Origin of the sequence: Faecalibacterium prausnitzii (assembly GCF_003324185.1) — a bacterium.
Taxonomy (GTDB): Bacteria; Bacillota; Clostridia; order Oscillospirales; family Ruminococcaceae; genus Faecalibacterium; species Faecalibacterium prausnitzii.
Window position 1 is genome coordinate 20,149 of sequence record NZ_PXUP01000021.1, and the last position, 24,647, is coordinate 44,795.

Below are 24,647 nucleotides of genomic sequence, written 5' to 3' on the forward strand. Positions count from 1 at the left end.
AATTTAGACGGTCAGCCAAATTCCCCTTATTTTGCTGCTTCGTCCGCTGCCTGTGCGGCGCTGTTTGCGCTGCGCATCCGCTCCATGGGCTCCATGTAGTGGGCGTAGACGGCGCGGCAGGCAACCTCGGTGTCGCCGCTTGCCAGCGCCTCGTACAGCTTGGTGTGAATGCCGTTCTGCCGCTGCGCCAGCGTCTCGTGGTTGGAGCCGCTGTTCGCCCCAACAAGCAGGTTGCCGTAGTTCAAGTCGTCCCAGAATTTCAGCAGTCTGGGCAGCCCCGCCCGCTGCACGATGACCGCATGGAAGCGGTTGTCGTTCTCCACGATCTGCGAAAGATTCCCCGGCCGGACATTGCGCATCTCCTCTAAGATGCCGCGCAGGGTGCGCAGATCCTCCTCCGGGAATTTGCAATCAAAATAGCGCAGTGCCGTCATTTCCAGATTTGCCCGCAGCAGGTAGATCTCGTAGGCGTCCTCCGGCTTTACCCGGCGCACCGAGCAGCCCACATTGCGCGAATACTCGACCATGCCCTCCTGTTCCAGCTGCCGCAGCGCCTCCCGGATGGGTGCCCGGCTGGAGCCAAACTCCTCGGCCAGTTTCTGCTCGGCCAGCTTTACGCCCGGCTGTAATTCCCCGGTAAGGATCTTGCTCCTGATGGCAGAGGTGATACTTTCCCGTAAAGTCTGAAAGGCAAATTCGCCCATGACTTTTATCCCCCTTTTCCCTTCTATACGTTCTTTTTTTGCCGCACGCAGTCCGCAGCCGCTGCCAGTGCAGCCGCAGGCCTGTATTGCGTGTGCCTTATAAGGATACCACGAAACGGTGGAAAAATAAAGTTTTCTGGCAAAAACAGGTACTTTCTCCCCTCTCCGTCGTCGAAAGCCTGAACACAAAAAATGCCCCCGGAGGGCTTATTGCAGCTCTCCGGGGGCATCCTATATACGTTATGCCTTGGCGCACACGGTCGGCATTTACTCGATCTCGATCAGATTCGGGTTCTCAGGCAGAGCCTTTGTCTGCTGAGGAGCGGGCAGCTGGATGTGCAGGACACCATCCTCGAACTTTGCGTGGATGTCCTCCTTCTTCACTTCGCCCACATAGAAACTGCGTGCGCAGCTGCCGGAGAAGGTCTCGCGCCGCACGTAGCGGCCCTTGTTGTCCTTTTCGTCATTGCTGTGGCTGCGCACTGCCTGAATGGTCAGATAGCCGTCGCTCAGATCCATCTGAACGTCTTCCTTCTTGCAGCCCGGCAGGTCAACGTCCACTTCGTAGCCGTTGTCCGTCTGCTTGACATCGGTCTTCATCATGTTTGCACCGCGCTTACCAAAGGTGTCGCGGGCTTCGCGGTTCATCGCACGCTCCAGTGCACCCTCATTCCAGAACGGATCAAAGAGATCATCGAACAGGTTCTCATGAAAAACAGTCGGCATAAACATAAAACATACCTCCAATCCCGGCGTTCGGGTCGGGGCAAAAACTTTGAAGCGTCCATTCGGAAAGGCTTTCCGGGGAGCCTTGCGGCTCTCCTTTTGCCCTTCCTCCTGAGCACGCCACTGTTATAGCACAATTATTTAGCACTGTCAAGCGTAGAGTGCTAAAATTCATAAAAGAATAATACTTTTGTCACAGCTTCTGCGATTTCTTCAAAAATGCTGCGCAGAAGCGTGTTTAATTCCGTTCAAACCCCAGATAGCGCGTGCCCTGAAAGCTCAGCTTTCCGGTATCGCCCTCGACAAGCATTCCGTAATCCGAACCATCTACTTCCAGTTCCATGCGGTCACCGCTTTCTACCTGAAAGGTGGCATAATAGGTAGTGAACGTATGCGACATCGTATTGTCCGTATGATGGCGGGAAACGTTCGTCCGCTTGGCCACCACAGTAGCCGGGACGGTAAGGCGCGGGGACGCATTATTTTTGCCCCATGTGCGCAGGTTGCTCACCACGGTAAACAGGATCATGCCCAGCACCACCAGAAACACCAGCGGGAACAGGATGCTGAAAAATGCGTCAAACCCAGTATAAAACATATTACCCCTCCAAAATTTCTTCCAGCAGCTGCTTTACGTCCTTCAGAAAGGCATCTTCGCCGAGGGTGTTCATTTTAAAGAACACCGCCTGACTGCCGCCCGCCGCAATGGCCGACAGTCGGATAGGCCCGTCCCCGTTCTGGAACAGGGTCAGCGTCAGGCTAAGGCGGTTGCCACCCACCATACTGTACCGCTCAAACACCCGCACGCTGCACCGGGCGCTGCCCTCCTTGAAATCGCTGCCGGCTTCCAGCTCTGCCGACCAGCTGCTGTCCGGGATGGCGTGTTCCAGCTTGCGGAGCAGGGTATCGAAGTTCTGGTTGCGGATGGTCTTTTCAAAAATAGCCATAGCTTCCTCCTTTTGCAAAATGCAGTCCCTTTACTCTGAATACGAATGAGAGCGGGCAGCAATTGCAGCGCCCGCCCTTATTTTGCTGCGGTCAAGCTTTCTTTTTGCGCAGCTTGGGTGCGGTGGAGTTGTAGCTCATGTCCAGCACTAGACGGAGCTTATCCTCCGGGGCACTGCCGTCCAATGCGGCGGTGATCCAGTTTTCCTTGTTCATGTGGTAGGCAGGGTAAAAGCCCGGTTCTGCCCGCAGGGAGCCGATGAGGATGGGGTCACATTTCAGGTTCACGATATCCACCGGCTGCTGCCCGGGCAACCCCAGCTTGCTTTTGGGCACGGTGGTGACCAGCGCAAACCACTTGCGGTTTGCCGCATGGCGGAACACCGCCGACTCCGGGGTGTCCATCCACGGATAGTCCGGCTCTACGCTGTAAGTATCAAAAATGAGCTGTTCCAAGCCCTTGCGGTCCATGGGCTCTCCCCCCTTTTACGGCTGCTGTGCCAGCAGCTGCGCCAGCACATCCTCCGGGCGGGGGGTGTGGTTTTTGTATTTTGCCCGCAGCGGGGCGGCGGCGTTGTCCATAATGTAGGGCACGCCCACCACGTCCAGCATGGTCTCGTCGTTGTAGTTATCGCCAAAAGCCATGACCTGTGCGGGGTCGATGCCAAGGGTGCGGCACACGCACTGCACCCCGATGCCCTTGTTGGCAAAGGTGGTATCGATCCAGTACGGACCCGCCACGGCGCAGTTGGCCTGCTTCCAGCGGGGCACAAAGCGCTCCACATAGTTTTCCACGCCCTCGTGCAGGTACACCGAAACCTTGGTGATGTCCTCCGGCACCTCGGCGGGGCTGTGAATGATCTGGTAGTGGTTGCCCACGAACTGCACCCGCTGCAGCATGCCAAGACCGCGCTCCATCAGGTAGGCGGTGTTCTGGCCGGAGAGCATCACCTCGCCCTGCCCCTCGCTGCGGGTCCACATATCGTTGGCAATTTCCTCTGCCAGCGCCCGCGGCATGGGATTTTTGGCGATGCACTGTTCTTCCTGAAAGATGGTGCCGCCGTTTTCGCAGATAAATACGCAGCAGTCCGCCACCGGTGCAAAAAGCTTGCGCAGGCTGGTATACTGCCGCCCGGAGGCCGGGCAGAACCAGATCCCCCGCTGATGCAGCGCCCGGATCTGTTCGAATATTTCGCCCTCCAGCTCCTTTTTGCCGTATTGCAGCAGCGTACCGTCAATATCGCTGCAAACCAGTCTGATGTCCATGGCTGTTATTCCCTTTCCGTTTTTTCTTATTTTACCACGGTTTTCCGCTGCGGAAAAGCCCCGGCACGGCTTTTGTGTCCTTCCCCTGTACCGCGCTCAGCGCTTGGGCTGGTAGTGCATACTGGACACATTATAAATCGTAACAAAGGCCTTTGGGTCCTCGCGGTTGATAAAGTTCATCAGCTTCTGATACTCGTTTTTGTCCACGATGGTAATGATCTCGTTGTGCTTTTCAAAGTTATATGCACCGATGGCCTCGTACATGGTGGCACCGCTGTGCAGGTCGTTGATGATGAACTGCCGCAGCGCCTCCTCCTTCTCGGTAATGATGCACACCCGGCGCTTGATGCTGTTATCGAAGATGAAATGGTCCAGCACGATGCCGTTGAAATAGGTGCCAAGAATGCTCAGCACCACGGTCTTTTTATCGTAGACAAGGGCAGCAGAAAGCGCCACACACATGCCCGAAAGGGACATGGCCTTGCCCAGCTCCATGTGCAGGTACTTATTCATGATCTTTGCCACGATATCCAGCCCGCCGGAGGATGCGTTGCGGTTGAACAGGATGCTCAGACCCACGCTGACCACCAGAATATAGCACAGCACATCCAGTTCCTGACTATCGGTCATGGAGCCAAAATCCGGAAATAGCCGCTCGAAAAGCCCCAGAAACACCGGCAGCATCACGCTGGTATACACGGTTTTTGCGCCAAACTCCCTGCCGCAGGTAAAAAACCCGATGATGAGCAGCACGATGTTCAGCACCATAGTAATAGCCGAAAGCGGCAGCGGCACAAAATTAGAAAGCACGATGCCAAGGCCGGAAATACTGCTGACGGATGTATGACTGGGCACCAGAAAAAAATAGACCGCCGCCGCAATAATGGCAACGGCCCCGGTCAGGATGGCCATCTCCTTGGCAATTGCAGGGTAGTTCAGCTTCTTGTTTGTCATTGTTGCTCCTCCAAGCTTTTGTTTTCAGCATTCAGTATACCATGCTTTGCGCTTGTAGGAAAGCACCGGGCGCAAAATAACAAGGCCGCCGCACAAAACGCTGTGCAGCGGCCTTGCCACCTTATTAAAACTCGTCTTCCGGGTCGCCACGCTCCGGCATGGTGCGCATCTCCCGCACCAGCATGGCACGCAGATGATACTTGCGCTGCTCCTGCTCGGTCTCCGAGCCGGTGCGCAGCTCCACCGTGCCGGCAGGGCGGCTTTCGCCCGTGTACAACGGAATGCTCACCACAGCCTGTGTGCCTTTTTCGGGCGCAGGCTCCAGCTGTAAGCTCCAGTCCATCCGGCGGCAGCACTCCCGGCAGAGCAGCAGTCCCAGCTGCGCCCCGCCCAGAAAGCTGCGGCGGTTTTCCAGTGCTGCCTGTACATCCTCACCGGGCAGACCGCAGCCATCGTCGGTGACGGTCAGCTGCCAGCCGCTCTCGGTGCGGCGCAGCGCAATGCAGACGCTGCCGCCCTCCCGGCTGGCGTGCAATGCATTGGAGAGCAGATGCAGGCACAGCAGCTCCGCATCTCTGCGGTCTGCCATTACGCAGCAGGTGGTGCACCCGCCGTAGTCCAGCCGGATATCCACCCCAAGCTGCGCCCGGATCATATCAGACTGCGCCGCCACCTGCTGCAAAAGCTCACACAGGTCAATGGGGTACAGCTGCGGCTTTGTGTCCTCGTGCAGAAACTCCAGCAGGGTGATCGCCTCGGTGAGGGTGCGGTCCAGCTGTATGGCAGCGGTGTCGATATCTGCCACCGCCTGCCGGGTAGACGTGTCTGCACCGGTGCGGTCAAAATGCTGCTCCAGATATTCACAGTTGCGTCCGATCAGCGCCAGCGAACGGAAGCAGACCTCCTCGACCCGCTTGCGCTGCTCTGCGGTGATAGACCGCGTTTCTGTCTTTTGCTGCTCCATTGCTCTGCCTCCCCGGGCGATGCCATTTTTCTAAAGGAACGCCGCCGTGTTCCAAAGCCGTGTGCAAGCCTTACAGGCGGGTGGATGGCACTTTTTGCCGCAACACAACGTCCCTGACCGCGTAGATCAGCTTGCCGGTGGTGGGTTTGCCGCTGCCCAGCCTTGTATCGGCCTTAAACGCCAGCCACGCAAGAGGCGGCTTTTCCTCCAGCTGATCCACCATCCGGCGGATGCCGCTTTCCACAGCAGCGACCGATGTATTAAACTGCTCGCTCACCGCCTGCAAGATCTCCTTGCGGATCGCCAGCTTCTGGCTGGTGCTGCATGCGATGCCGACCGCGCAGGATAGATATCCGGCGTTGACATCCCCCTGCGGGATGCCCCACGCCGCATACAGCTGGTTGCACCGCTGCTCCAGCTGCCGGTTCTGCCGCCCGGGCATCCGGTAAAGCTGCCACAGCAGCCTTTTCAGCTCGGTGCCCTCTACGCAGTAGCACCCCTCGCGGAGCTTTTGCAACGCCGTGCCGCTGCTGCGGCCATGGCTCTGTATCAGAAGCATCGGCCGCTCCTTCAGCTGATAAAACTGCCGGACAAATTGCTCCGCAGGCAGATCCGTCAGCTCGCTGCAAAGCACCACGGCATCATAACGGACACCCTGCCGCAGCTGTGCCAGCAGCTTTTCGCCGCTGCAAAAGCAGGTGCAGTCAATGGCGGTTCCCTGCTCCTGCAAATAACGCTTCTGGACACGCAGTTCTTTCAGATCATAGCTTGCAAGGGCGACTTGCAGTTGGGCTGTTCGCTCACTGTTCACGCCATGCGCCGCCTTTCTCGCCTACCAGCCCGGCAGCTGTCAGGTCTGTGACCGCATCCCGCCAGAGCTCCGGCTGAACTCCATTTTCACACAAGTAGCGCAGGAGCCGGTAACAGAACTCCGGCGCTGCCGCAACATGCTGACTGACGATCTGCTGTCGGCTGCCGATCTGGCACAGGGTCAGCCGACAGCCTTGTGTGCCCTCTACCTCCATGGCATACACCAGCGTATACGCCTGCTGCAAACCATCAATGGCAGAATACTGCCGGATCATAGGTGAAAATGTACGTTCCATTTCAGTTCCTCCTTACTACAAGGGCCAAATTTTTTCTGCCTTGTTTATCCTTTTATTATTGTATAATTGTATAAAGCAGGAGAAACTGTTACAATCCTAAAGAAGTGTTGTTCCGACAGCCTTTCAGGTAATATAACGCCGTTTTTTCCGGCGCAGCCTGTCTGTCAGCTTTAGAATATCACGTTCAGCTTGTAAATTCAACCGGTATCTTTTTCCGCTTTTCTTTTTTGCCCCGTCCTTCCGGCAAAACTGCTGCCCAGACGCAAAAGTGCCGCAGCTTCATCCGTTCCGCAGGTGATTTCACGGTTTCTTCATTTTTATTTGCTAAACTAAATTAGATATTGTCTGCAAATGTTTCCTACTTTTAAATCCCAGGCAGCAGCGCCCGGCGGCGCAGTACCGGAAAGGCACATCTATGCTCAAACTTAAACAGATCAACAAAGAATATAAGACCGGCGAGCTGGTGCAGCACGCACTGAACAACGTCAGTCTGAACCTGCGGGACAACGAATTTGTGGCCATTCTGGGCCCCAGCGGCTCCGGCAAGACCACCCTGCTGAACATCATCGGCGGTCTGGATCGCTACGACAGCGGCGATCTGGTCATCAACGGCATCTCCACAAAAAAATACACCGACCGCGACTGGGACTCCTACCGGAACCACACCATCGGCTTTGTGTTCCAGAGCTATAACCTGATCCCCCACCAGACCGTGCTGGGCAACGTAGAGCTGGCACTGACCATCTCGGGCGTTTCCAAGGCCGAGCGCCGCCGCCGTGCCGCCGCTGCGCTGGAGCAGGTGGGGCTGGGCAACCAGCTGCACAAGCACCCCGGCGAGATGTCCGGCGGGCAGATGCAGCGCGTAGCCATTGCCCGTGCGCTGGTGAACAACCCCGACATCCTTCTGGCCGATGAGCCCACCGGCGCACTGGACAGCGAGACCAGCATTCAGGTGATGGAACTGCTCAAGGAAGTGGCGCGGGACCGTCTGGTGGTCATGGTCACCCACAACCCGGAGCTTGCCGAGCGCTACGCCACCCGCATCGTAAAGCTGAAGGACGGCGTGATCCGCTCCGACACCATGCCCTACGAACCCGAGGACGAGGCTGCTGCCGTTGCCCCCGTGCACCGGAACATGGGGCACTCCTCCATGTCCCTGCTCACCTCCCTTTCCCTCAGTTTCAACAATCTGCTCACCAAAAAGGCACGCACCCTGCTCACCGCCTTTGCCGGTTCCATCGGTATCATCGGCATTGCGCTGATCCTTTCCCTTTCCAACGGTGTGAGCCGCTATATCAGCAACATGGAAAAATCCACGCTGGCCGCCTACCCGCTGCAGATCAGCAGCACCGGCGTAGATCTGGCCAGCATGATGGACCCGGACACCTACACCAGCGTCTCGTCCGGCTCCTCCTCCGCGCCGGAGGGCATGGTCACGGTGAGACAGCTGCTGTCTCAACTGAACATCGGCGCTGCCAGCAACGATCTGCGCTCGCTGAAGGCATATCTGGACAGTGACGCCTGTACCATCCGGGACAACGCCACGGTGGAATACACCTACACCCCTGATCCGCTGATCTACCGCCAGAACCCGGACGGCACCGTGCAGAAGCTGAACCCGGACACCACATTTTCCGATATCGCCAGTGAGAACACCTCGGTGACCAGCCTTATGACCTCCATGGCCAGCCCCTATGTGTTCTGCGAAATGGCCGAGACCCCCGCCCTGTACGAGGATCAATACGATGTCAAGGCTGGCCGCTGGCCGGAAAAGTACAACGAGCTGGTGCTGACCCTGAACGCGGACGGCAGCGTTTCGGACTATGCGCTGTACGCCATGGGTCTGCGGGATCAGGCCGAGCTGGACAAGATCTTACAGCAGTATGCGCAGAACCAGAAGATCGATCTGCCCACGGACTACGGCACCTATACCTATGACGATTTTCTGGGCATGACCTTCAAGCTTGTCAACAAGGCCGACTGCTATGTCTACGACACCGAGCACAAGGTCTGGCTGAGCAAGCTGAACGATGAAGCCTATATGCAGCAGCTGGTGGCCGACAGCGAGGAGCTGACCATTGTCGGCATCGTGCAGCCCAAGGCAGACGCCACCTCCACTATCCTGCACAGCGGTCTGGACTACCTGCACGATCTGACCTATTACGTCATTGATCAGGCGGCCAACAGCGAGATCGTGCGCCAGCAGCTGGCAGACCCGGACATCAATGTGCTGACCGGCGAACCCTTCGACGCTGCCAGCAACAATATGCTGAACATCGCCTCTCTGTTCTCGGTGGACACGGACGCCCTCAAGGACGCTTTCCAGTTCGACACCAGCGCCCTGCACTTTGATCTGGACGGCGCATTCGACCTGACCGACGATTCCTTCGATCTTGCCACCCTCATCGACCCTTCCAGCTTCAAGCTGGACCTCAGCGGGCTGCCGCTGCCGGACATGGAGATGGACATGAGCGAGCTGTTCGACGGCGTAGAGCTGAATATCTCTCAGGACGGCTTACAGACGCTGATGAAAAAGATCATGAACGGCTACAAGCGCTATCTCATCAGCAACGGCCTGCTGAATCTGGATAAGATCGGTTTTTCCTCCTATATGCAGACCGAGGCCTTCCAGACGCTGCTGGCCGAATCCATGGGTGATCTGCTGGACACCTCCGGGCTGGAGGAGCAGTTTGCCGGTACCCTCCAGCAAAATCTGCAGACCGTGATGGAGACCTACTCCGTCCAGCTGGGCGAGGCGCTGCAGACCCAGCTCACCGCCGCTTTGCAGGAGCAGATGGGTCCCGCCATCCAGAAGCTGGCCGGGCAGCTGGAGCAGAAGATCGCGCAGGCCATCCAGAGCAATATTGCGCAGCTGAGCACGCAGGTGGAAAGCGCACTCAAGATCGACCCCGCTGTGTTCCAGCAGGCCATTCAGATCAACATGACCGGCTCCGACCTGACCGAGATGATCAAAAGTACCCTGCTCTCCTCCGCTTCCAGCTACGAAAAGATTTTGGACGACCTCGGCTATGTGGACTACACAAAGCCCGATGCCATCTATATCTACCCCAACAGCTTTGACACCAAGGCGCAGGTGGTGAACGAGCTGGACGCCTACAACGCCTCCATGCGGCAGCAGGGCGAAGAGGATAAGGTGATCCACTATACCGATATGGTGGGCACTCTGATGAACTCGGTCACCGAAATCGTGGGCATGGTCAGCAATGTGCTGGTGGCCTTTGTGGCTATCTCGCTGGTGGTGTCCTCCATCATGATCGGCGTCATCACCTATATCAGCGTGCTGGAGCGCCGCAAGGAGATCGGCATTCTGCGCGCTATCGGTGCCTCCAAGCACAACGTCTCGCAGGTGTTCAACGCCGAGACCTTTATCATCGGCCTGTGTTCCGGCGTGATGGGCGTGGTGCTCTGCCTGCTGCTGCTCATCCCCGGCAATATGCTCATCCACCACATCGCGGGCGATGTGAACGTGGTAGCCTCGCTGCCGCCGCAGGCCGCGCTGATCCTGATCGTTCTGGCCACCCTGCTTACCATGCTGGGCGGCCTGATCCCCGCCCGCAGCGCCGCAAAGAGCAACCCTGTCAAAGCGCTGCGCTCTGAGTAACACATTCCGCATCCAAATCCCTGCTGTGCTCTGTGTGCAGCAGGGATTTTGCATTCCGGCCCGGCTTGTGCTACAATAGAAAAAACTTCATTTCAAAGGAGCCTTTCCATGCCTGTCATTCATGAGATCACCGACCTTACCGCCCCGGAGCTGGACATCTACGCCCGGCTCACGCAGGCGCAGCTGCGCAACCGGCTGGAGCCGGAAAAGGGCATCTTTATCGCCGAAAGCCCCAAGGTGATCGCCCGGGCGCTGGACGCCGGTTATCAGCCCCTTTCCCTGCTGATGGAGCGCAAGCAGATCACCGGCCCGGCACAGGAGATTTTGACCCGCTGCGGCGATGTGCCGGTATATACCGCTGACCGGGAGCTGCTGGCACAGCTCACCGGCTTTGCGCTGACCCGGGGCGTGCTGTGCGCCTTCCGCCGTCCTGCGCCCCGCACGGTGGAGCAGGTTTGCGCCCATGCCCGCCGGGTGGCTGTGCTGGAAGGCATCGTGGATTCCACCAACGTGGGTGCCATCTTCCGCAGCGCTGCCGCGCTGAACATGGACGCAGTGCTCGTCACCCCCTCCTGCTGCGACCCGCTGTGCCGCCGTGCGGTGCGGGTAAGCATGGGCACCGTGTTTCAGGTGCCGTGGGCGCAGATCGGCACCTGTCCTGCCGACTGGCCGGAAAACGGCAGTGCCCAGCTCCACGCGCTGGGCTTCAAAACCGCTGCCATGGCACTGAGCGACCGCTCGGTCAGCATCGACGATGCCGCCCTTGCCGCCGAGCCAAAGCTTGCCATCGTGCTGGGCACCGAGGGCGATGGGCTGGCCAATAGTACCATCGCCGCCTGCGATTACACCGTAAAGATTCCTATGTCCCACGGGGTAGATTCCCTCAACGTAGCCGCCGCCAGCGCCGTGGCCTTCTGGCAGCTCGGCCGCTTGTAAGTCCCCTGCTCGCGCTCTCCGAAATTGCTTGACAAACGCCCCAAAACGCGGTACACTATCAGCGTCATCATCATGGGCCTATAGCTCAGCTGGGAGTGCAAGCGTTGCATTCCCGATCTGGTGTTATAGCTCATTTGCCCCCATTAGAAATTGGGTGCTTTTTCGTGGGCTCGTAGCTCAGTTGGGAGAGCGTTCGGTTCGCATCCGAAAGGTCGAGGGTTCGACTCCCTTCGAGTCCATAAAACGCCGTATCGTTTAATACGATACGGCGTTTCTTTTTGCTATTCTTCGCAAAATCGTGCATCATTCGTCTTAACAGCGCAAAATCGCGTGTGCAGCATTTTTAGGCACAATGCTTATGGTTTCACCTGCTGTTTTGTCTAAAACGACGATTCCGGCATTTGATGTACAACGCCCAACTTTTTGAGGATTTTGCGACTTGTTTTTCTGATTTTTGCCCCGTCCAGCCGATGCTGCGTGACGCTTGAACTCCTCAAATTCGTCCAGCGGTACATTGAGAACGATCTCGATATTGTAGTCGCGTCCGACACGCACTTCTTTGATAAACTGTTTCAAAATAGCCTGACGCCTTTCAAAACTGGCTCCCTTATAGGTGCTTGCCCATGTGAATAAATCACTGCAATTACGTTCAGCCTTCTGGTTCTGCTCCTCGATCTCCTTCAACTTCTTTTCCGAGTCTGCCAGATTGGTCTGTGCGGTAAGCAGTGCTTCCTTGTTTTCATTGACCATCTGCTGGATCATCTCGCGGTCGAGTCCGCTTGTTCCTTGGATGACACGAATCATTTCCTTTTTTAACGCATCCTGTTCGTCAACCTTGGTCTGGACTTCCTCTTTCCAACGAGTTGCTTCCTTTTTGGCAGCATCCAAATCTTTACGCCGCATTTCTTCCAGAAGATTGCTCTTGGAGCACTCCAGAATTTCTTCAAACTTCATGCACACGATGCTTTCTACAACTGCGTCCAGTGTCGTCACACCATAACCGGACTGTCCATCGCACTGCCCCGGATGCCGAACATTAAAGTTGCAGCTATAACGATAACGCTTTTCTTTTACGACAGTACCATCTGCCCGAAGCCGAGTGCGTCCGCTGCTGGTAATATTCAAACGATTGCCGCAGTGGGCACAGAACACTTTACCACAAAGCAAAGCATGAGGACTGTACGAATCTGCGTCCTCACCCTTTTCTCTGCGGCGGGCATCCCGCAGTTCCTGAGCTTTTTCAAATACTTCCGGCTCAATGATCCGCAACTCAGGGCATTCTTTTTCAACGTTGCCATTGATAAGATAACCCGTGTATCCTTTGTTACGAATCATCCTGCCAATCGTAATATTAGGGATGTTTTTTCCATTGCGCCCCATAATATTGTGTTCGACAAGATAGTTGCAGATCCGTTTTGCGCCGTATCCCTCATAAACATACTTCTGAAAGATCAGGCGCACCACGGCGGCTTCTTCCTCGTTGATTTCCAAATCGCAGACAGCTTGGTTCTTTTTGTTCAAGCGGCCTTTCTGGACACGCTTGTAACCAAAAGCTACAATGCCGCCAGTGTAGTGACCTTCTTCCGTAAGCTGTTCTATACGGGTGCGAGTACGGATAGAGGTCTTGATGCTCTCGCCGGATGCTTGCCAGTAGCGGATATAGTTCATCAGCTTATCGACATGGGAATCAAAACGCTGCTGGCCTTCATTTACGCTCCAGACCTCGACCCCTTGCTTCGTGAACCATTCCACGATAAAGGGCGTTTCGTCGTCACGCCGACCCAGACGGTCAAACATGAACACCAGCAGAACATCAAACTCTCCGGCAGCAGCCGCCTGCTGAAGCAGTTGGAGCTGATCGCGGTCTTTTGCAGATTTCTTAAAACCGGAAACGCCTTTTTCGGAAAACTCCTTGACGATTTCCCAGCCCTGCCGTTCTGCAAATTCGTGGCAGGCTTCTTTTTGCATGGGTATGTCATCCTTTTCGACCTGTCCAATGGTCGAAACACGGTATAAGGTATATACACGTTTTTTCATCGTTGTTACTCCTTATGTAAAACTAAAACAACGATACTGTGCGCACACTCGTTTGTTTGAATTGGTTGCTGCATCAACTGTACCATTATTTTAGTGCTGGACTATCCTTGTTGCAAGGATGTCGGTTCAACTGCAATTCTTGGCTTCTTCGCAGAGGGTATCATGAATCAGTTTCTGAAGAACCTCCATACTGTCACCATCTTCTGCATAGGTGATTTTTACTTTGCAGCCATTAACGATATACGAATCCTGCGACACAGGAATCACATTCATATTGGTCATATCTAGTCCTTCTTTCAAAAGTAGCGATAGTGCGATATAATTATGTAATAAGAGGCACCTGTAGCTTGCAGATGCCCCTTGGCATAGGAAATATGTTTTAGAACTTCATCGGCAAGGCGTCCTTGCGGCCTTTGCCGTTGTAAGCCATGTAGATGGGAAAAACGTATTTCTTCCATCCGGGCAGCTTTGCAGGGTTATCCCTGCCAACACGGTAAATCTCCATAGGATGGACGCTGCCAAGCGCACGAACCAGCCGTTCCTCGCTGAACTCGCCGTGATACAGTTCCACAAAGTGCATCATACCACGCAGGACAGATGCACGGAACGAATCAGGCTTGCCTCCCCAAGCTGCCACGATCAGCCGCAGGGCTTCGCAGTAGATCTTTTCGCCCATCTGGTTGTACAGCTTGAGAGCGGTGCCCACGCAGCTGATGCGGTAGTCGCTCAACTGCAAGCCGTCATAGTTGAATGCCAGCCCCACCCGGTTGGTAGCAGCGAGAAATGCCTTGGAAGGAGCATCACCGCCCACGACCTTGGCACGCAGCTTGATGCCCGCCGTCAGAGGAGCAGAGTGCCCGTTCTGCTCTGCAAAGAGCAGAGCTTCCTGCTCCATCGTCAGTCCGGTGTAGACCTTGCAGAGAATCGGCAAATCCTCACCGCCGTTACGGAGGATGCGCCCCTCGATGGTGTGCTGACCGTTCACCACATAATACTTGCCGTCGCGGAAGCTGACCTTCGGCTCGTTGGCAATGTACTCGTTGAAATCGGCAGCAATCATTTCCACACGCTTACGCTCCACACCCCGCTGATAGATCTCGCGGGGGTAGATCAGCACCTTGCTGTGAAGCACCAGCATCTGGTACGGTGGAGTGATATTAAAGGAAGCAGCATAATTGTTCGTGTCGTTTTTCAGGCGCATCTTATTTCCTCCTTAATTCGCCAAATGTATTTTTCAGCTTCGGTCAAAATCTCAGTCACTTGCTTCTTACGCTTCGGGCTGGTGAGCAAGCTGGGATTAAAGGTGAAGCTGTATTCAAGCCGCTGGATCATTGCGTGAACAGCGGATTGCAGTTCGGTGTATAACATCATTTCTTCGACTGTTCCTGCATCCTCAAAATCGGATTTGATAGGAGTGTAGGGATAGACAGGCGGCTTACCGTCAACTACTTCTGGCGGTGCGTAAGCCGCCGTAGAACGGACGATAGGTTTGAGCTTTTGGATGCTTCCCATTGGGTTCAGCGCAAGACTGATTTTCACAGCATCATCGACCCGCCCCATCTCTTCTGGGGTGAGGTGTCCGACAAATCTTTTGACACGGCTTTTGTCGATGGTGAAGATTTGCTCAGCCTGAACGATGGACGGCTCCAGTCCCTCCGGTTCCACCAGACAATGCGTCGGCTGCGTAGCTTTCTTTTCTGTCTTACTTGTCAAAGTCGCAACGATCAATGTCGGTGAGCAGGAGTTTCCCACATCATTTTGTAGAATGACTGCTGGACGGGTTCCGCTTTGTTCGGAACCTGTGCGGTTGTCAAGTCGAACGAAGTAGATGTCTCCGCGTTGGAATTTCAAAGTAGATTCCAAATTGCGAAACCTCCGTTTGGATATGTAAGAAACCCACTGCACCTCCTGGGCAGCGGGTTTCTGTTGAAGTATGGGAGCAATTCTTTTTATACGATACACATCATCTCCTTCGATGACTGAGATAAAGCACCAGCATCAGCGGTGCATTACAACATAATCGTAACCGCGCCGGGTCTGACAGACAGTGCAAGTGTCCATGCTGTTGTCTGCACTCGGCACGATAGCAATTTTGAAAGCCTTGGCTTCTACGAAATGTCGCAGACAGGTTGCACAGAGGGTTCGGATGGACTTGATCATTTCCGGGGTCAGTTCCATCTCCTCATAAATCTCCTGTTCGCGCACCGTAGGATTCAACTCGTCCATTTGAGTAGTCCTCCGTGTTAGTAAAGGTGATTAGCGGATAAATATGTAAAAGAACAGGAGTGACCGGAGACCGAAAACAGCATCCGGTCACTCCTGATAAAATATGTTCAGGTCTCGCATATTCGCCCTCGGCTCCCTGCGAGTGGGGCATAAACATCTGGCAGCGGACTTGTACCGCTTCATTGGCATTTCAGCCACCCCGTCTGCTTTATGACCGGGCCGCGAATTACGGAAGTATCATTATCGGAGTACCAGATGACGGAACTATTCAGTTTTCAAGGTGCGCGAGGTCGGACGTTTTGCCCTGCGGCAGGTGCCGCTTGGGAAATTGTCCCTTCACTTACGAACCCAGTTGAAAGGTCAATCCATAACATTGAAATCAAAGTTTTTCAGAAATTTAGTAATTCTCTTGATTTTGATACTAATAGTAGGTTGTGAAACGCCTAAAGCTTTAGAAATTTCAGTAACGGTGTAGCCCTCATAGGCGTACAGCGTCAAAAGCTTGAGGTCGTCAACAGACAGCTTCTCTAATCCGGCTTGCAGACGTTCGTTTTGGACTTCACCCACCCACGCAAACCTCGTTTTCGTTTCGTGATAGGTGTCCGTCACGGTAGTGGCTCGCACAAAGTCAGCATAATCGTTCCGGTTTTCGGAATCGTCTGCACTCGGAATCTCGACGTCGTAACGGTGGTGGGCACGATCATCATTGAAGACCGCCAGATCGTACTCATACATCTTCTGGATAGCGTCCTCCTTCATGCCAGCAGCCCGGTATTCTTCCCGGAGCTTGTCCCATTTAGCATAGAAGTTACGGCGGGCATTTCCGCTATTGTAGTTCATATAAACCTCCAAATTTTCGATAAGTCGTAAAAAGTCGAAAATTTGGAAGGCTACGGATATTTCGCTGCTTGGGGCATCCACGCAAACCGGACAAACATAAAGCCTGCTCCTTTTTACGGGAGCAGGCTTCCTGAAGGCTAAAAAAAATAGCCGGACAACCAACTAACAGAGCGGTTCTAAAAGCAGAATCACTCTATCAGCTGTTGCCCGGCTATTTGGTGCGCGTTTCATACATTACCTTGCGGCAATGGCCCGTTGCTCGGTGACGAACAGTCCATATTCAGGGTGCAATGCACCCGATTTTTAAAATTGTGTTTTGCCTATAAAGCAATCAACGCCTGCGATAGGCTAAATCAACCGTTGCTACGTTGCCGCACTTGAGGCACTTTATGCGGATAGTGCCTGAACAGCTCTCATCTTTTTGGTAGAGCTTGTGTCCGCAAACGGGGCAAAACCTCCAGCCGATGCTGAATTGCGCCTGCTGTATATTGCTCAGCGGTTTATTTTTAAAAGAACGATTATTTGACTGAATCATGTTTATTCTCCAAATCGGATGATGTCCAATGGATGGCAGTGGATGGGTTTGCCTTTTACGACCTGCATCTGCTGTAGTCTGATCCTGATAGCAGACCACGATACTCCCATCCGCGCAGCCATCTCCAGAATTTTTTCATAGTTCGGGTCAGATGCGGATTTGTATAGGATTCCATTCGGCAGACACAGCCCTGCACGTTCTATTTCGGCGTTGACCAGAAATGTTGGCATCAGCAGCTCTGCCGCAAGGGTATTCGCCTGCCATTCCTCCCATGAGGGTTGTCCGTTTCGTTCCCGATAGGCAATGTGCCCACGGCGCTTGACTGCTTTTCCGTAATCGTTCGGAAACAGGTCGGCTAAGATCTGGTGTGCCGCTTCATGCGCTATCGTGAAATTCCGGCATCCGGTGCAGCTGTCTGCCGCAAGGGCAGAATCGATCACAACGTCCTTCGGCATGAATATCTCTACAAGCTTTGTACCATCCCCTAAAGTTACGGTAAAACCGCATCTTTGAAAAACGGTCAGCCCGAGGATACTGCCATCGCTACACAGCGGCAGCATTTTCACATTCAGCCCAAGAACAGCGCTTGCAAGCCGTTCAGGGTCAATGAGTTCCGGGGCATTCTTGCTGATCCCGAAGCGGGTATAATACTGGTCGATATACTTACCCGCTATGCGCGAAAGGTCTGCGCGGGATAAGTACCTTGCCATTACGAAGCACGGCTTTCCGGCACGGAGCAGTAGGCTTCCACGAACCACTTGCCCTGTTCAAGCCAGAGATTCCGCTTCTGCCCGCAGATCATGCAGGTGAAGCACTGCCCCTTCCCGCCAAGGCGCGATGTGCCACGCCTGACAGCCAAAACACGGTCGATCCCATAGATATGGCTTTTGTCGTAGTTGATGGCAAGAGGGCGGATCTTGCCATCAGGTGTAAAGCGAACGTCCACTTCAACGTATCTCTTTTCACGGTGGAGCTTGTTGTCATCACGCATCGAGGGGCCTCCTTCTCATTTTTTAGGTTGTTTTTGCGGTGGTTTAATTTGGATTTTTTTACACCAAATTGGTGTTTGCAGCTTGATTATACTGCGATCGGTTTTAGTTGTCAACTACAAATTTACGAAAATATTTTCGAAATCCAGTTGATTTTACTTAAGTTGCACGTCACAACGCAGTCACAACCGTTAGTGTTCCTTCCCTCCCATCTTCTCCTTAACCTTGTCCGGCACGTCGATCAGGCCAAATCGGTAGAACAGCCCATAGATATACGACACACCCCGGATATCTCCCAGAGCAAAGATTTGAGATCGTTGGAAAAGTTTTGAACTAAAAAGATGGGAGGGATTTTCGTGGATACGATCAAACGTGTTCAGGATTTGATGCAAGAGCGTGATATGAATCTATGTGTGTTGACAAAAAAATGCGGGATATCGTATTCTACAATCCAAAGTACTGCCCGTCGGGGAGGCCAGCTGAGCGTAGAGACGATTGAAAGAATCTGTCAGGGCTTGGAAATCACCCTAAAGGACTTCTTCGATTCCTCTTACTTGTAAATATGACAGCAAAAAACTCCCCGACATCCTTCTTGGAAGGAATGCCGGGGAGGCGTTCAATGTTTTATGGACTCAGTTGTCCGGTATCAGCCGCTGACGAGGTACTTATCAGTGCAGCTCCGGTCAGTAAGCCTTGTTGGCAACAATCATATCGTCCAGAATCTTCTTGGCAACCAGCAGGCTGGGCACGGTCTTGGACAGGGTAAAGGTCATCAGTGCCTTCTCGTAGGAGTGCTCCACAGCGCGGCATCCACGATCAGTTTCTCCACATCCTCCTGCTGCTCGATCAGACCCTTGTAGAAGGTGGGAATCTCACCCACACGCACGGGCTCCGGACCATGGTCGGTGATGTAAGCGGGAACTTCCGCCATGGCATCGGAGGGCAGGTTCTCCACAGCACCGTTGTTCTCCACCATGACCAGATAACGCTTGCGCAGGTCAAAAGCAAGGCTCATGGCAACGTCCACGATAAACTCGCTGTGCACACCGCCGAAGAACTTGGTCAGGTCTACGTCCTTACCGGCACGATAATCCACCGCAGCATCAAAGATACGTTTCTCACGGCCTTCCATGACCTCGTTGACACGGGTGTTATTGGGGTCGCCGCTCTTTACGACTTCGTCGCCCAGCAGGTAGTCCTGCATACGACTTTCTTCTTTTTTGCCATCAGAAAAGCCGCCCCGGCTAGACCCGGAGCGGCTTTTTCAGGTGCAGATATAATTAGAAGAGAAGGAAAACGTTGTAATCAGATGCCTGCGGCAGCGTTCTGACCGGCAAGGCGGCCAAAGGTGGCACTGCGGCCTGCGGCGGCACCTGCCATCAGGCTGGGATAGCTGCCGGAGAAGTAGTTGCCGCTCATGTCACCGATGACATACAGACCGGGAATGGCCTTGAAGTCCTGGTCGATGGCGTGCATATTATCGTCGATCTGGATACCGTCGATGGTGCAGATCAGATAGCCGCCAGCCTGACGCACGCCGTAGAAGGGTGCCTGCTGCAGGGTGGACAGGCGGTAGCCCTCCTTGCCGAAGTCCTCGTCCTCACCCTTGGCAGCCAGCTCATTGTAGCGTTCCACCGTGGCAGTGAAAGCATCCACCGGCAGACCCAGCTTTTCTGCCAGCTCTTCCACGGTATCTGCCTCCACGATGTAGCCCTGCTTCTGCAGGTCGTCGTTTATTGACTGCACATAGCCCATGGGGAGCACCGGGTTTGTACCGTTGACATGGGGGTACAGACGGCTGCAGCCGTGGGTGGCAAACTTCTCGCAGTCCTCGGCATACTTGCTGTCCCAAATGGTGCAGTAGGTGTGGTGGGGCTGGCTTGCAGCAGCGTGCAGCACCAGATCGTAGGGCATATACTCGTTCATGAAACGCTCACCGTTCAGGTTCACCTTCAGGAACGGCTGGCTGCCCATCCAGAACAGCACACCATCGCTGGCCTTGCCGTACTCGCCCACCTGATCGGGCTTGATGGCACCACGGTCAAAGATCATGGATGCATGGGTGGTGTCCATGATGGCACCTGCCCACAGGCAGGCCTTGATGCCGTCACCTTTGGAGCCAGGCTTGGAGCAGTTGATGCAGGTCTGCTCCACGCTCTGGGGCTGCAGTGCCTTCATCATGGTCTCGTTGCCGCTGTAACCGCCGCAGGCAAGGATCACGCCCTTGGAGGCATTGTAGCGCACATACTCATCGCTGGCATTCTTGGCGATGAGGCCGGTCACACGGTCGCCGTCCTTTTCCAGCTTGACCATGGTGATCTCGTACTGCACTTCCAGCCCGTCGGCCTCGGCGTGCTTCAACACGGCGTCCATGGTCAGCCGCTCGCTGTATTCCTCGCCATACTGGGTGCTGTGGCCCACATCCAAAACCTCGTAATTGTCGCCCTCGTGCTTTTCGTCGATCTCGTGGCGGAAGTCGATGCCGCTTTCGGCCAGAACATTCGTGAACCAATCCATGGTCTCGCCGCTCTTATCGGCCCAGACCTGTGCCAGACTACGGCGGGTGTAGCCCTGACTCCAGTTGCACAGGTAGCGCACGGCGTCCTTCTTGCTTACGTCATCGCCGTCCTCCTGCTGCTGCTTGGAGCCGCAGGCTGCCAGCGTATCCCGGATGCCGCTGGCCATATCATGACCAAACTTCTCGATGAGGATGGTCTTGGCACCAGCCTCGGCGGCAGCGGCGGCAGCAAAAGTACCGGAAGAACCGGCACCCACCACCAGAACCTCGCAGTCCACAGTCTGCTTGATATCGCTCTCGGCGATCTCCGGTGCCTCACCCAGCCAGTCGGCGGTAGAGGAGGTTTCCTCGGTGGACTGCTGTGCAGGGTTGATGGCACCGCCGCTGGCCTGCTGGATGCAGTCTGCCACAGCGTTCTGCACGGCCTTGCTGGTGACGGTTGCACCGGTCACGCCGTCGATCTGGCTGGTCTGGGCGTTCATGATCTGCTCAATGAGCTTGTCCTTGGCTGCAACGCCGATGCTCTCGGTCTCGCCGGAGAGGTCCAGTTCCACCTTGGTGATGGTGTTGGCATCAAAGGTGACAGTGGCGGTGATCTCGCTCATGCCCTTGGCAGTAGCGGTGTAGGTGCCGGGGGTGTAGATACCGGTTGCACTGGAAACGCCGGAGGCGCTACTGGCTGCATTGCAGGCAGCCAGACCGGCAGCGGTGATACCGCTCATGGCAGCAGCTGCTGCGACCTTCAGAAATCCTTTACGGGAGATCTTTTCCATCATAATTCCTTCCTTTTCTTGCTCGTATCTTCGTATCGACAAAAATCTATTGCCGTTCTTGTTAAAAGTATCACATTTACAAACAAAGAAAAAGAAGATATAATATCCTTATAAGTATCAAGTAAAACTTGCGTTTTGCAAAAAGGAGCACACCATGACCATCCAGCAGCTGCGCTATTTTCTGGCGTTGTGCGAAGATTTGAATTACACCCACACCGCCGGGCGGATGTATCTGTCCCGGCAGGCTCTGCGGCTGAGCATTGCCGCACTGGAAGAAGAACTTTGCGGCAAGCTGTTCGTCAACACCCGCAATCACCTGGCCCTGACCGAAAAAGGCGAGCGGTTCCGGGCACAGGCTGCACCGGTGGTGCAGCAGTTCGATGCCCTGTGCCAGCAGGCCTACCAGGAGATCCAGTCTGCACCGCTGCGTCTGGGCATCAGTGTAGCACTGGTGCCGGACTATCTGCCCAACCTGGGGGAGGTGCTGGAGGCGTTCCGGCAGCAGTACCCCGGTATCCCCTTGGAGCACACTTCCTTGTCCAACGATGAAGTCCCGGTGCAGCTGCAAAACGGCACACTGGATGCTGGACTGGTGATGGATCTAGGCGGCTGTGCCACCGGGCTTGCACGCACTGCCCTTTCCCAGCACACCACCGCCGTCATGGTCTCCCGCAGCAGCCCTTTCTGGGAGCGGATCCATATTTCTCCGGCAGAGCTGGACGGGCAGACTCTGCTGGTGCCCGGCTTTGCCCCGGATGCCCTTGCACCGCTGTGGCAGGCACTGCAGGAAAGCGGCGCACACCCACAGCTGGAGCTAGGCAAGCAATTTTATCAGGTGCTTTACCGCACGCAGGAGCAGAATTGTGTGTCCCTGAACCGTTTTGAGGAAACCTCTCACAGCCAGATGACCAACGTCCGGAATGTGATATTGGACGGTCTGCCGCCCATCTGCGCCGGCTTCCTCCGCCCCAAAAAGCAGCATAACGCCTGTGCGGAGCTACTGTGCCGCTTTTTGCAGGAGAGGTTGAAGTTTTAAAAAAAGAGTGACAGCATTTCATAAAATGCGCGGTGAACGGCTTTAATACTGCTTCTATTTTTTCCTTGGGCCATCTCCAGATAAATGTTAAGCTACATCTGTCTGGCGATCCTATTCGTGATCCTTGGAATCGGCATCAACCTGTGACAGTGCATTTCTCACATCCCTATTTGCTTCTTCCAAAGCCTGTCTGATGGGTTTGTTGTGGCTCCCCATCGCTGCAGCAGTCCGCAGGCGGTTTTGAAAGATAGATCTCCTTCATTTTCTGCTTAACGGCAGCAATAAGAGCGGGGCCTCGCAAAAGCTCTGCTCTTGTTGTCTAAGAAAGTATTGCCATTTCGAGGCAGAAAGAATATACTTATATTAGTAAATTCCAATACTAGGTGGAGGGACTATTATGGCTAGACCAAAAGGAAGCAAGAATGCAGTGCGTACCAAGAAAACAAATGTTGACTATGCGGCTATTGTTGCTGAAAAGACTACTGCCAAGGAACAAATTGAAACTGAGATCGCTGCGCTGTCTGACAACATCAGCGTACTGAAAGAGCAGTTGAAAAGCAAAAAATCTGCGCTGAAGGTTGCAGTAAAGGAACTTTCTAAAGCAGAGGCAAAAAAGGTTGCAGCCGAAAAAAAGGCCGCAGAAGAATCCAAAAAGGCCGAAGCGGAATCCGTATTGAAAAAGCTACTTGCCAGCGGTATGTCCGCTGATGAAATTATCGCCAAGCTCCAGTAAACTTTTATGGGAGCCAGCAAGCGGATCTGTCCGAACTGCGGACGTAAAATGAAGCAGCAGTTCATTGGTCTGTTCCACTGCAAATGCAGCACAAGCTGGCGGCGTGATATAGTAAGCGCCAGCTACTGCACTACCCGCCTGCGCTTTGAGGTCAAGGACTACCGTCAGGTCAATGAGCAGGCTGTAAAAGCGGCAGGCATCATCCGTCCGGGGAAGAACGCCTGTCAGGTCATTGTCGGCACGAACGTCAAATCCGTTTATGATGAACTGGACAAGCTGCTGAAGTAAAGGAAGGGGCTGTTGCACACGGATAAAAGCCGGTGCAACAGCCTCTTTTTCATTCATGCTGCAATTTTTTCAGCGTTTCAAACGTATCTAAATTAAAGTGGCATATCATATTCCTTTTCACACATACTTGCCATTTTCAGACAGGAGGTTGCTTTTATGAAAATATCTGCCGACTATCGTATGCTCGCTCTCGATGCTCTGCGCGGAAAATGGAAAACTGCTGTTCTGACAGGTATTGCCGCCAGTGCGCTCGGTGCTACCATTGTGAGCAGTTCCAACAGTGTCGTTTCCAATTCCAATCAGGCAAAGGACATTCATTTTAACCTGTTCGCCCAGCCAAACGGCGGTCGGCTGCTTGCTGTTTTGCTTGTCGGCATTGGTCTGTGGGCAATCCTCCAACTGATCGTGGGCGGTGCAGTTCAACTGGGATATGCTCATTTTAATCTGAACCTTGTAGATGGAAAGGATGCTGCCATCTCGGACTTGTTCTCTCAGAAAGACCGTCTGTGGGATGGCTTCTGCATGAAATTCCTGCAGGGTCTGTACATCGCCCTTTGGTCGCTGCTGTTGGTGATTCCGGGAATCGTGAAAACATACAGCTATGCGATGACGCCTTACATCATGTCCGAGCATCCTTCGTTGACTGCAAATGAAGCGATCACAGAATCCCGGCGGATTATGGACGGCAACAAATGGCGGCTGTTCTGTCTGGATTTCAGCTTCATTGGCTGGGAGCTGCTCTGTTCGTTGCCACTGTATGCCGGGGGGTTTCTGGTTCTCAAATATTTCACCGGTCCAGAGGCTATGGCGATTTCTCTTTTTCTTCTGCTGACAATTCCATTGAGCATTGGCTTCTTTTTTGTACGCCCCTATGAGGAAGCTGCATGGGCCACTTTCTACCGTGATATTACCGCAGCACCTACCGAACCGGATGAAGCATACTGACTTTTACACTATTTCTCAGATGTGACCGGACTTTCGAGGTGATCTGCGTATGGAGAAGAAACCTGACCGTTCCGAAATAATTGCAATGACCCTCTTATTTGCTTTAACGCTGGTGCTTACGGTATTAAAAGTGACGAGAACGGTTTCACTGCCTTGGTTGTGGGTGCTGGGTCCGCTTTGGCTTGGCACATATCGGTACCGTGATTAGGGATGCTTGCGCTGGGAGATTTCTCCCAGCGTTTTTTATTCCTCGGAGATGCCGAGATATTGGTCGATCTCCATGATACCCTCCCCACTGACCTCCACCAGATCTTCAAAGGGCACTACGGTGTCGCCCACCTGCAAGGTGCGGAACACCGGGTCGATGCGGTCTGCCTTGCCAGTCAGGGTGATGTAGTTGCCCACTGCGGGAATCTCCGGGTGGGTGGTATCCTCTTTGAAATACCGCGCTGTGATGGTCATGCCCTTGGTGACCTGCATCAGCCGATCGGCCAGAGCCGACAT

The 24,647-nt window shown here is 54.3% G+C and carries 27 protein-coding genes, 1 tRNA gene and 1 pseudogene; 8 read left to right on the forward strand and 21 right to left on the reverse strand.

Annotation, left to right across the window (positions count from 1 at the left end):
• Positions 1-26: 26 nt before the first annotated feature.
• From C7J97_RS12465 to C7J97_RS12510, 10 genes are all read right to left on the reverse strand, one after another.
• Positions 27-704 (reverse strand): GntR family transcriptional regulator, encoded by a 678-nt coding sequence (locus C7J97_RS12465; RefSeq protein ID WP_113992731.1) that lies wholly within the window; start codon positions 702-704, stop codon positions 27-29.
• 267 nt (positions 705-971) lie between these two features.
• A complete protein-coding gene (locus tag C7J97_RS12470; protein ID WP_005922144.1) occupies positions 972-1,436 on the reverse strand; it encodes an Hsp20/alpha crystallin family protein in 465 nt (154 codons plus the stop codon).
• A gap of 232 nt (positions 1,437-1,668) precedes the next feature.
• Positions 1,669-2,028, reverse strand: a complete 360-nt coding sequence (locus C7J97_RS12475) for a DUF2500 domain-containing protein (protein WP_113620923.1) — start codon at positions 2,026-2,028, stop codon at positions 1,669-1,671.
• Position 2,029: 1 nt separating this feature from the next.
• On the reverse strand, positions 2,030-2,377 hold the full coding sequence (locus C7J97_RS12480) for a DUF6054 family protein (RefSeq protein ID WP_113992732.1): 348 nt from the start codon (positions 2,375-2,377) through the stop codon (positions 2,030-2,032).
• Positions 2,378-2,468: 91 nt separating this feature from the next.
• Positions 2,469-2,846 carry an MmcQ/YjbR family DNA-binding protein gene (locus C7J97_RS12485; RefSeq protein ID WP_113992733.1) on the reverse strand — a complete coding sequence of 126 codons (378 nt, stop codon included), beginning with the start codon at positions 2,844-2,846 and terminating at the stop codon, positions 2,469-2,471.
• Between the two features lie 15 nt (positions 2,847-2,861).
• Entirely contained in the window at positions 2,862-3,641 is a 780-nt protein-coding gene (locus C7J97_RS12490; RefSeq protein WP_113992734.1) for an HAD hydrolase family protein, read from the reverse strand.
• Positions 3,642-3,737: 96 nt separating this feature from the next.
• The gene (locus C7J97_RS12495; protein ID WP_005922154.1) at positions 3,738-4,595 is read right to left on the reverse strand and encodes a YitT family protein; all 858 of its coding nucleotides are present in this window, start codon (positions 4,593-4,595) and stop codon (positions 3,738-3,740) included.
• Positions 4,596-4,719: 124 nt separating this feature from the next.
• Positions 4,720-5,559, reverse strand: coding sequence for a sensor histidine kinase (locus C7J97_RS12500; protein ID WP_113992735.1), 840 nt, complete (start codon positions 5,557-5,559; stop codon positions 4,720-4,722).
• Between the two features lie 70 nt (positions 5,560-5,629).
• Positions 5,630-6,370 carry a sporulation initiation factor Spo0A C-terminal domain-containing protein gene (locus C7J97_RS12505; RefSeq protein WP_113992736.1) on the reverse strand — a complete coding sequence of 247 codons (741 nt, stop codon included), beginning with the start codon at positions 6,368-6,370 and terminating at the stop codon, positions 5,630-5,632.
• Complete coding sequence (locus C7J97_RS12510; RefSeq protein ID WP_015537747.1) at positions 6,360-6,665, reverse strand: hypothetical protein; 306 nt, start codon at positions 6,663-6,665, stop codon at positions 6,360-6,362. The genes C7J97_RS12505 and C7J97_RS12510 overlap by 11 nt, the downstream gene beginning before the upstream one ends.
• A gap of 415 nt (positions 6,666-7,080) precedes the next feature.
• Here C7J97_RS12510 and C7J97_RS12515 point away from each other — a divergent pair, with 415 nt between their 5' ends.
• The 3 genes from C7J97_RS12515 to C7J97_RS12525 all read left to right on the forward strand — a co-directional run bounded on the left by C7J97_RS12515 (position 7,081) and on the right by C7J97_RS12525 (position 11,462).
• On the forward strand, positions 7,081-10,287 hold the full coding sequence (locus tag C7J97_RS12515) for an ATP-binding cassette domain-containing protein (RefSeq protein WP_113992737.1): 3,207 nt from the start codon (positions 7,081-7,083) through the stop codon (positions 10,285-10,287).
• Between the two features lie 108 nt (positions 10,288-10,395).
• Complete coding sequence (locus tag C7J97_RS12520) at positions 10,396-11,223, forward strand: TrmH family RNA methyltransferase (protein WP_113992738.1); 828 nt, start codon at positions 10,396-10,398, stop codon at positions 11,221-11,223.
• Between the two features lie 166 nt (positions 11,224-11,389).
• Positions 11,390-11,462, forward strand: a tRNA-Ala gene (locus tag C7J97_RS12525).
• A gap of 73 nt (positions 11,463-11,535) precedes the next feature.
• On the opposite strand, the gene C7J97_RS12530 is transcribed toward C7J97_RS12525, so the two are convergent.
• The 8 genes from C7J97_RS12530 to C7J97_RS12560 form a co-directional block, all read right to left on the reverse strand.
• Positions 11,536-13,260: a recombinase family protein gene (locus C7J97_RS12530; RefSeq protein ID WP_113992739.1), complete on the reverse strand. Its 1,725-nt coding sequence runs from the start codon at positions 13,258-13,260 to the stop codon at positions 11,536-11,538.
• Positions 13,261-13,386: 126 nt separating this feature from the next.
• Entirely contained in the window at positions 13,387-13,542 is a 156-nt protein-coding gene (locus C7J97_RS15070) for a hypothetical protein (protein ID WP_005922167.1), read from the reverse strand.
• A gap of 97 nt (positions 13,543-13,639) precedes the next feature.
• Positions 13,640-14,461: a DUF6551 family protein gene (locus tag C7J97_RS12535; RefSeq protein WP_113992740.1), complete on the reverse strand. Its 822-nt coding sequence runs from the start codon at positions 14,459-14,461 to the stop codon at positions 13,640-13,642.
• Positions 14,452-15,123 (reverse strand): type II toxin-antitoxin system PemK/MazF family toxin, encoded by a 672-nt coding sequence (locus tag C7J97_RS12540; RefSeq protein WP_044959999.1) that lies wholly within the window; start codon positions 15,121-15,123, stop codon positions 14,452-14,454. The genes C7J97_RS12535 and C7J97_RS12540 overlap by 10 nt, the downstream gene beginning before the upstream one ends.
• Before the next feature lie 135 nt (positions 15,124-15,258).
• Positions 15,259-15,486, reverse strand: a complete 228-nt coding sequence (locus C7J97_RS12545) for a hypothetical protein (protein WP_005922171.1) — start codon at positions 15,484-15,486, stop codon at positions 15,259-15,261.
• Positions 15,487-15,846: 360 nt separating this feature from the next.
• Entirely contained in the window at positions 15,847-16,326 is a 480-nt protein-coding gene (locus C7J97_RS12550; protein ID WP_044959981.1) for a sigma-70 family RNA polymerase sigma factor, read from the reverse strand.
• Between the two features lie 537 nt (positions 16,327-16,863).
• Positions 16,864-17,571, reverse strand: coding sequence for an ImmA/IrrE family metallo-endopeptidase (locus tag C7J97_RS12555; protein WP_005922175.1), 708 nt, complete (start codon positions 17,569-17,571; stop codon positions 16,864-16,866).
• Entirely contained in the window at positions 17,571-17,852 is a 282-nt protein-coding gene (locus C7J97_RS12560) for a hypothetical protein (RefSeq protein WP_005922176.1), read from the reverse strand. Before C7J97_RS12560 ends, C7J97_RS12555 begins: the two co-directional genes overlap by 1 nt.
• A 354-nt stretch (positions 17,853-18,206) precedes the next feature.
• Here C7J97_RS12560 and C7J97_RS12565 point away from each other — a divergent pair, with 354 nt between their 5' ends.
• Positions 18,207-18,410 (forward strand): helix-turn-helix domain-containing protein, encoded by a 204-nt coding sequence (locus tag C7J97_RS12565; RefSeq protein WP_242983518.1) that lies wholly within the window; start codon positions 18,207-18,209, stop codon positions 18,408-18,410.
• 212 nt (positions 18,411-18,622) lie between these two features.
• Here the strand turns inward: C7J97_RS12565 and C7J97_RS12570 are convergent, their stop codons facing one another.
• Both C7J97_RS12570 and C7J97_RS12575 read right to left on the reverse strand, forming a co-directional pair.
• The gene (locus tag C7J97_RS12570) at positions 18,623-19,054 is read right to left on the reverse strand and encodes a family 4 glycosyl hydrolase (RefSeq protein ID WP_005922179.1); all 432 of its coding nucleotides are present in this window, start codon (positions 19,052-19,054) and stop codon (positions 18,623-18,625) included.
• Positions 19,055-19,155: 101 nt separating this feature from the next.
• Positions 19,156-21,144, reverse strand: coding sequence for an FAD-dependent oxidoreductase (locus tag C7J97_RS12575; protein ID WP_005922180.1), 1,989 nt, complete (start codon positions 21,142-21,144; stop codon positions 19,156-19,158).
• A gap of 151 nt (positions 21,145-21,295) precedes the next feature.
• Here C7J97_RS12575 and C7J97_RS12580 point away from each other — a divergent pair, with 151 nt between their 5' ends.
• The 4 genes from C7J97_RS12580 to C7J97_RS12595 all read left to right on the forward strand — a co-directional run bounded on the left by C7J97_RS12580 (position 21,296) and on the right by C7J97_RS12595 (position 24,143).
• Positions 21,296-22,177, forward strand: a complete 882-nt coding sequence (locus C7J97_RS12580) for a LysR family transcriptional regulator (protein ID WP_005922181.1) — start codon at positions 21,296-21,298, stop codon at positions 22,175-22,177.
• Between the two features lie 397 nt (positions 22,178-22,574).
• Positions 22,575-22,910, forward strand: a complete 336-nt coding sequence (locus C7J97_RS12585; protein WP_113992742.1) for a hypothetical protein — start codon at positions 22,575-22,577, stop codon at positions 22,908-22,910.
• A 48-nt stretch (positions 22,911-22,958) separates the two neighbouring features.
• The gene (locus C7J97_RS15420; RefSeq protein WP_005921153.1) at positions 22,959-23,198 is read left to right on the forward strand and encodes a PTS sugar transporter subunit IIB; all 240 of its coding nucleotides are present in this window, start codon (positions 22,959-22,961) and stop codon (positions 23,196-23,198) included.
• A 156-nt stretch (positions 23,199-23,354) separates the two neighbouring features.
• Positions 23,355-24,143 carry a DUF975 family protein gene (locus tag C7J97_RS12595; protein WP_005921154.1) on the forward strand — a complete coding sequence of 263 codons (789 nt, stop codon included), beginning with the start codon at positions 23,355-23,357 and terminating at the stop codon, positions 24,141-24,143.
• Between the two features lie 243 nt (positions 24,144-24,386).
• On the opposite strand, the pseudogene C7J97_RS12600 reads toward C7J97_RS12595, so the two are convergent.
• Positions 24,387-24,647: pseudogene (locus tag C7J97_RS12600) on the reverse strand (hypothetical protein); the annotation flags it as partial.

What these genes read in the sequence shown, in the direction of transcription:
- C7J97_RS12550 (WP_044959981.1), bottom strand. Translation starts at nt 16,326, where the DNA reads ATGAACTACAATAGCGGAAATGCCCGCCGTAACTTCTATGCTAAATGG.
- C7J97_RS12475 (WP_113620923.1), bottom strand. Translation starts at nt 2,028, where the DNA reads ATGTTTTATACTGGGTTTGACGCATTTTTCAGCATCCTGTTCCCGCTG.
- C7J97_RS12490 (WP_113992734.1), bottom strand. Translation starts at nt 3,641, where the DNA reads ATGGACATCAGACTGGTTTGCAGCGATATTGACGGTACGCTGCTGCAA.
- C7J97_RS12560 (WP_005922176.1), bottom strand. Translation starts at nt 17,852, where the DNA reads ATGCGTGATGACAACAAGCTCCACCGTGAAAAGAGATACGTTGAAGTG.
- C7J97_RS12500 (WP_113992735.1), bottom strand. Translation starts at nt 5,559, where the DNA reads ATGGAGCAGCAAAAGACAGAAACGCGGTCTATCACCGCAGAGCAGCGC.
- C7J97_RS12575 (WP_005922180.1), bottom strand. Translation starts at nt 21,144, where the DNA reads ATGATGGAAAAGATCTCCCGTAAAGGATTTCTGAAGGTCGCAGCAGCT.
- C7J97_RS12470 (WP_005922144.1), bottom strand. Translation starts at nt 1,436, where the DNA reads ATGTTTATGCCGACTGTTTTTCATGAGAACCTGTTCGATGATCTCTTT.
- C7J97_RS12465 (WP_113992731.1), bottom strand. Translation starts at nt 704, where the DNA reads ATGGGCGAATTTGCCTTTCAGACTTTACGGGAAAGTATCACCTCTGCC.
- C7J97_RS12580 (WP_005922181.1), top strand. Translation starts at nt 21,296, where the DNA reads ATGACCATCCAGCAGCTGCGCTATTTTCTGGCGTTGTGCGAAGATTTG.
- C7J97_RS12520 (WP_113992738.1), top strand. Translation starts at nt 10,396, where the DNA reads ATGCCTGTCATTCATGAGATCACCGACCTTACCGCCCCGGAGCTGGAC.
- C7J97_RS12485 (WP_113992733.1), bottom strand. Translation starts at nt 2,846, where the DNA reads ATGGACCGCAAGGGCTTGGAACAGCTCATTTTTGATACTTACAGCGTA.
- C7J97_RS12545 (WP_005922171.1), bottom strand. Translation starts at nt 15,486, where the DNA reads ATGGACGAGTTGAATCCTACGGTGCGCGAACAGGAGATTTATGAGGAG.
- C7J97_RS12595 (WP_005921154.1), top strand. Translation starts at nt 23,355, where the DNA reads ATGAAAATATCTGCCGACTATCGTATGCTCGCTCTCGATGCTCTGCGC.
- C7J97_RS12515 (WP_113992737.1), top strand. Translation starts at nt 7,081, where the DNA reads ATGCTCAAACTTAAACAGATCAACAAAGAATATAAGACCGGCGAGCTG.
- C7J97_RS12480 (WP_113992732.1), bottom strand. Translation starts at nt 2,377, where the DNA reads ATGGCTATTTTTGAAAAGACCATCCGCAACCAGAACTTCGATACCCTG.
- C7J97_RS12535 (WP_113992740.1), bottom strand. Translation starts at nt 14,461, where the DNA reads ATGCGCCTGAAAAACGACACGAACAATTATGCTGCTTCCTTTAATATC.
- C7J97_RS12510 (WP_015537747.1), bottom strand. Translation starts at nt 6,665, where the DNA reads ATGGAACGTACATTTTCACCTATGATCCGGCAGTATTCTGCCATTGAT.
- C7J97_RS12495 (WP_005922154.1), bottom strand. Translation starts at nt 4,595, where the DNA reads ATGACAAACAAGAAGCTGAACTACCCTGCAATTGCCAAGGAGATGGCC.
- C7J97_RS12570 (WP_005922179.1), bottom strand. Translation starts at nt 19,054, where the DNA reads ATGCAGGACTACCTGCTGGGCGACGAAGTCGTAAAGAGCGGCGACCCC.
- C7J97_RS12585 (WP_113992742.1), top strand. Translation starts at nt 22,575, where the DNA reads ATGGCTAGACCAAAAGGAAGCAAGAATGCAGTGCGTACCAAGAAAACA.
- C7J97_RS12555 (WP_005922175.1), bottom strand. Translation starts at nt 17,571, where the DNA reads ATGGCAAGGTACTTATCCCGCGCAGACCTTTCGCGCATAGCGGGTAAG.
- C7J97_RS12530 (WP_113992739.1), bottom strand. Translation starts at nt 13,260, where the DNA reads ATGAAAAAACGTGTATATACCTTATACCGTGTTTCGACCATTGGACAG.
- C7J97_RS15070 (WP_005922167.1), bottom strand. Translation starts at nt 13,542, where the DNA reads ATGACCAATATGAATGTGATTCCTGTGTCGCAGGATTCGTATATCGTT.
- C7J97_RS15420 (WP_005921153.1), top strand. Translation starts at nt 22,959, where the DNA reads ATGAAGCAGCAGTTCATTGGTCTGTTCCACTGCAAATGCAGCACAAGC.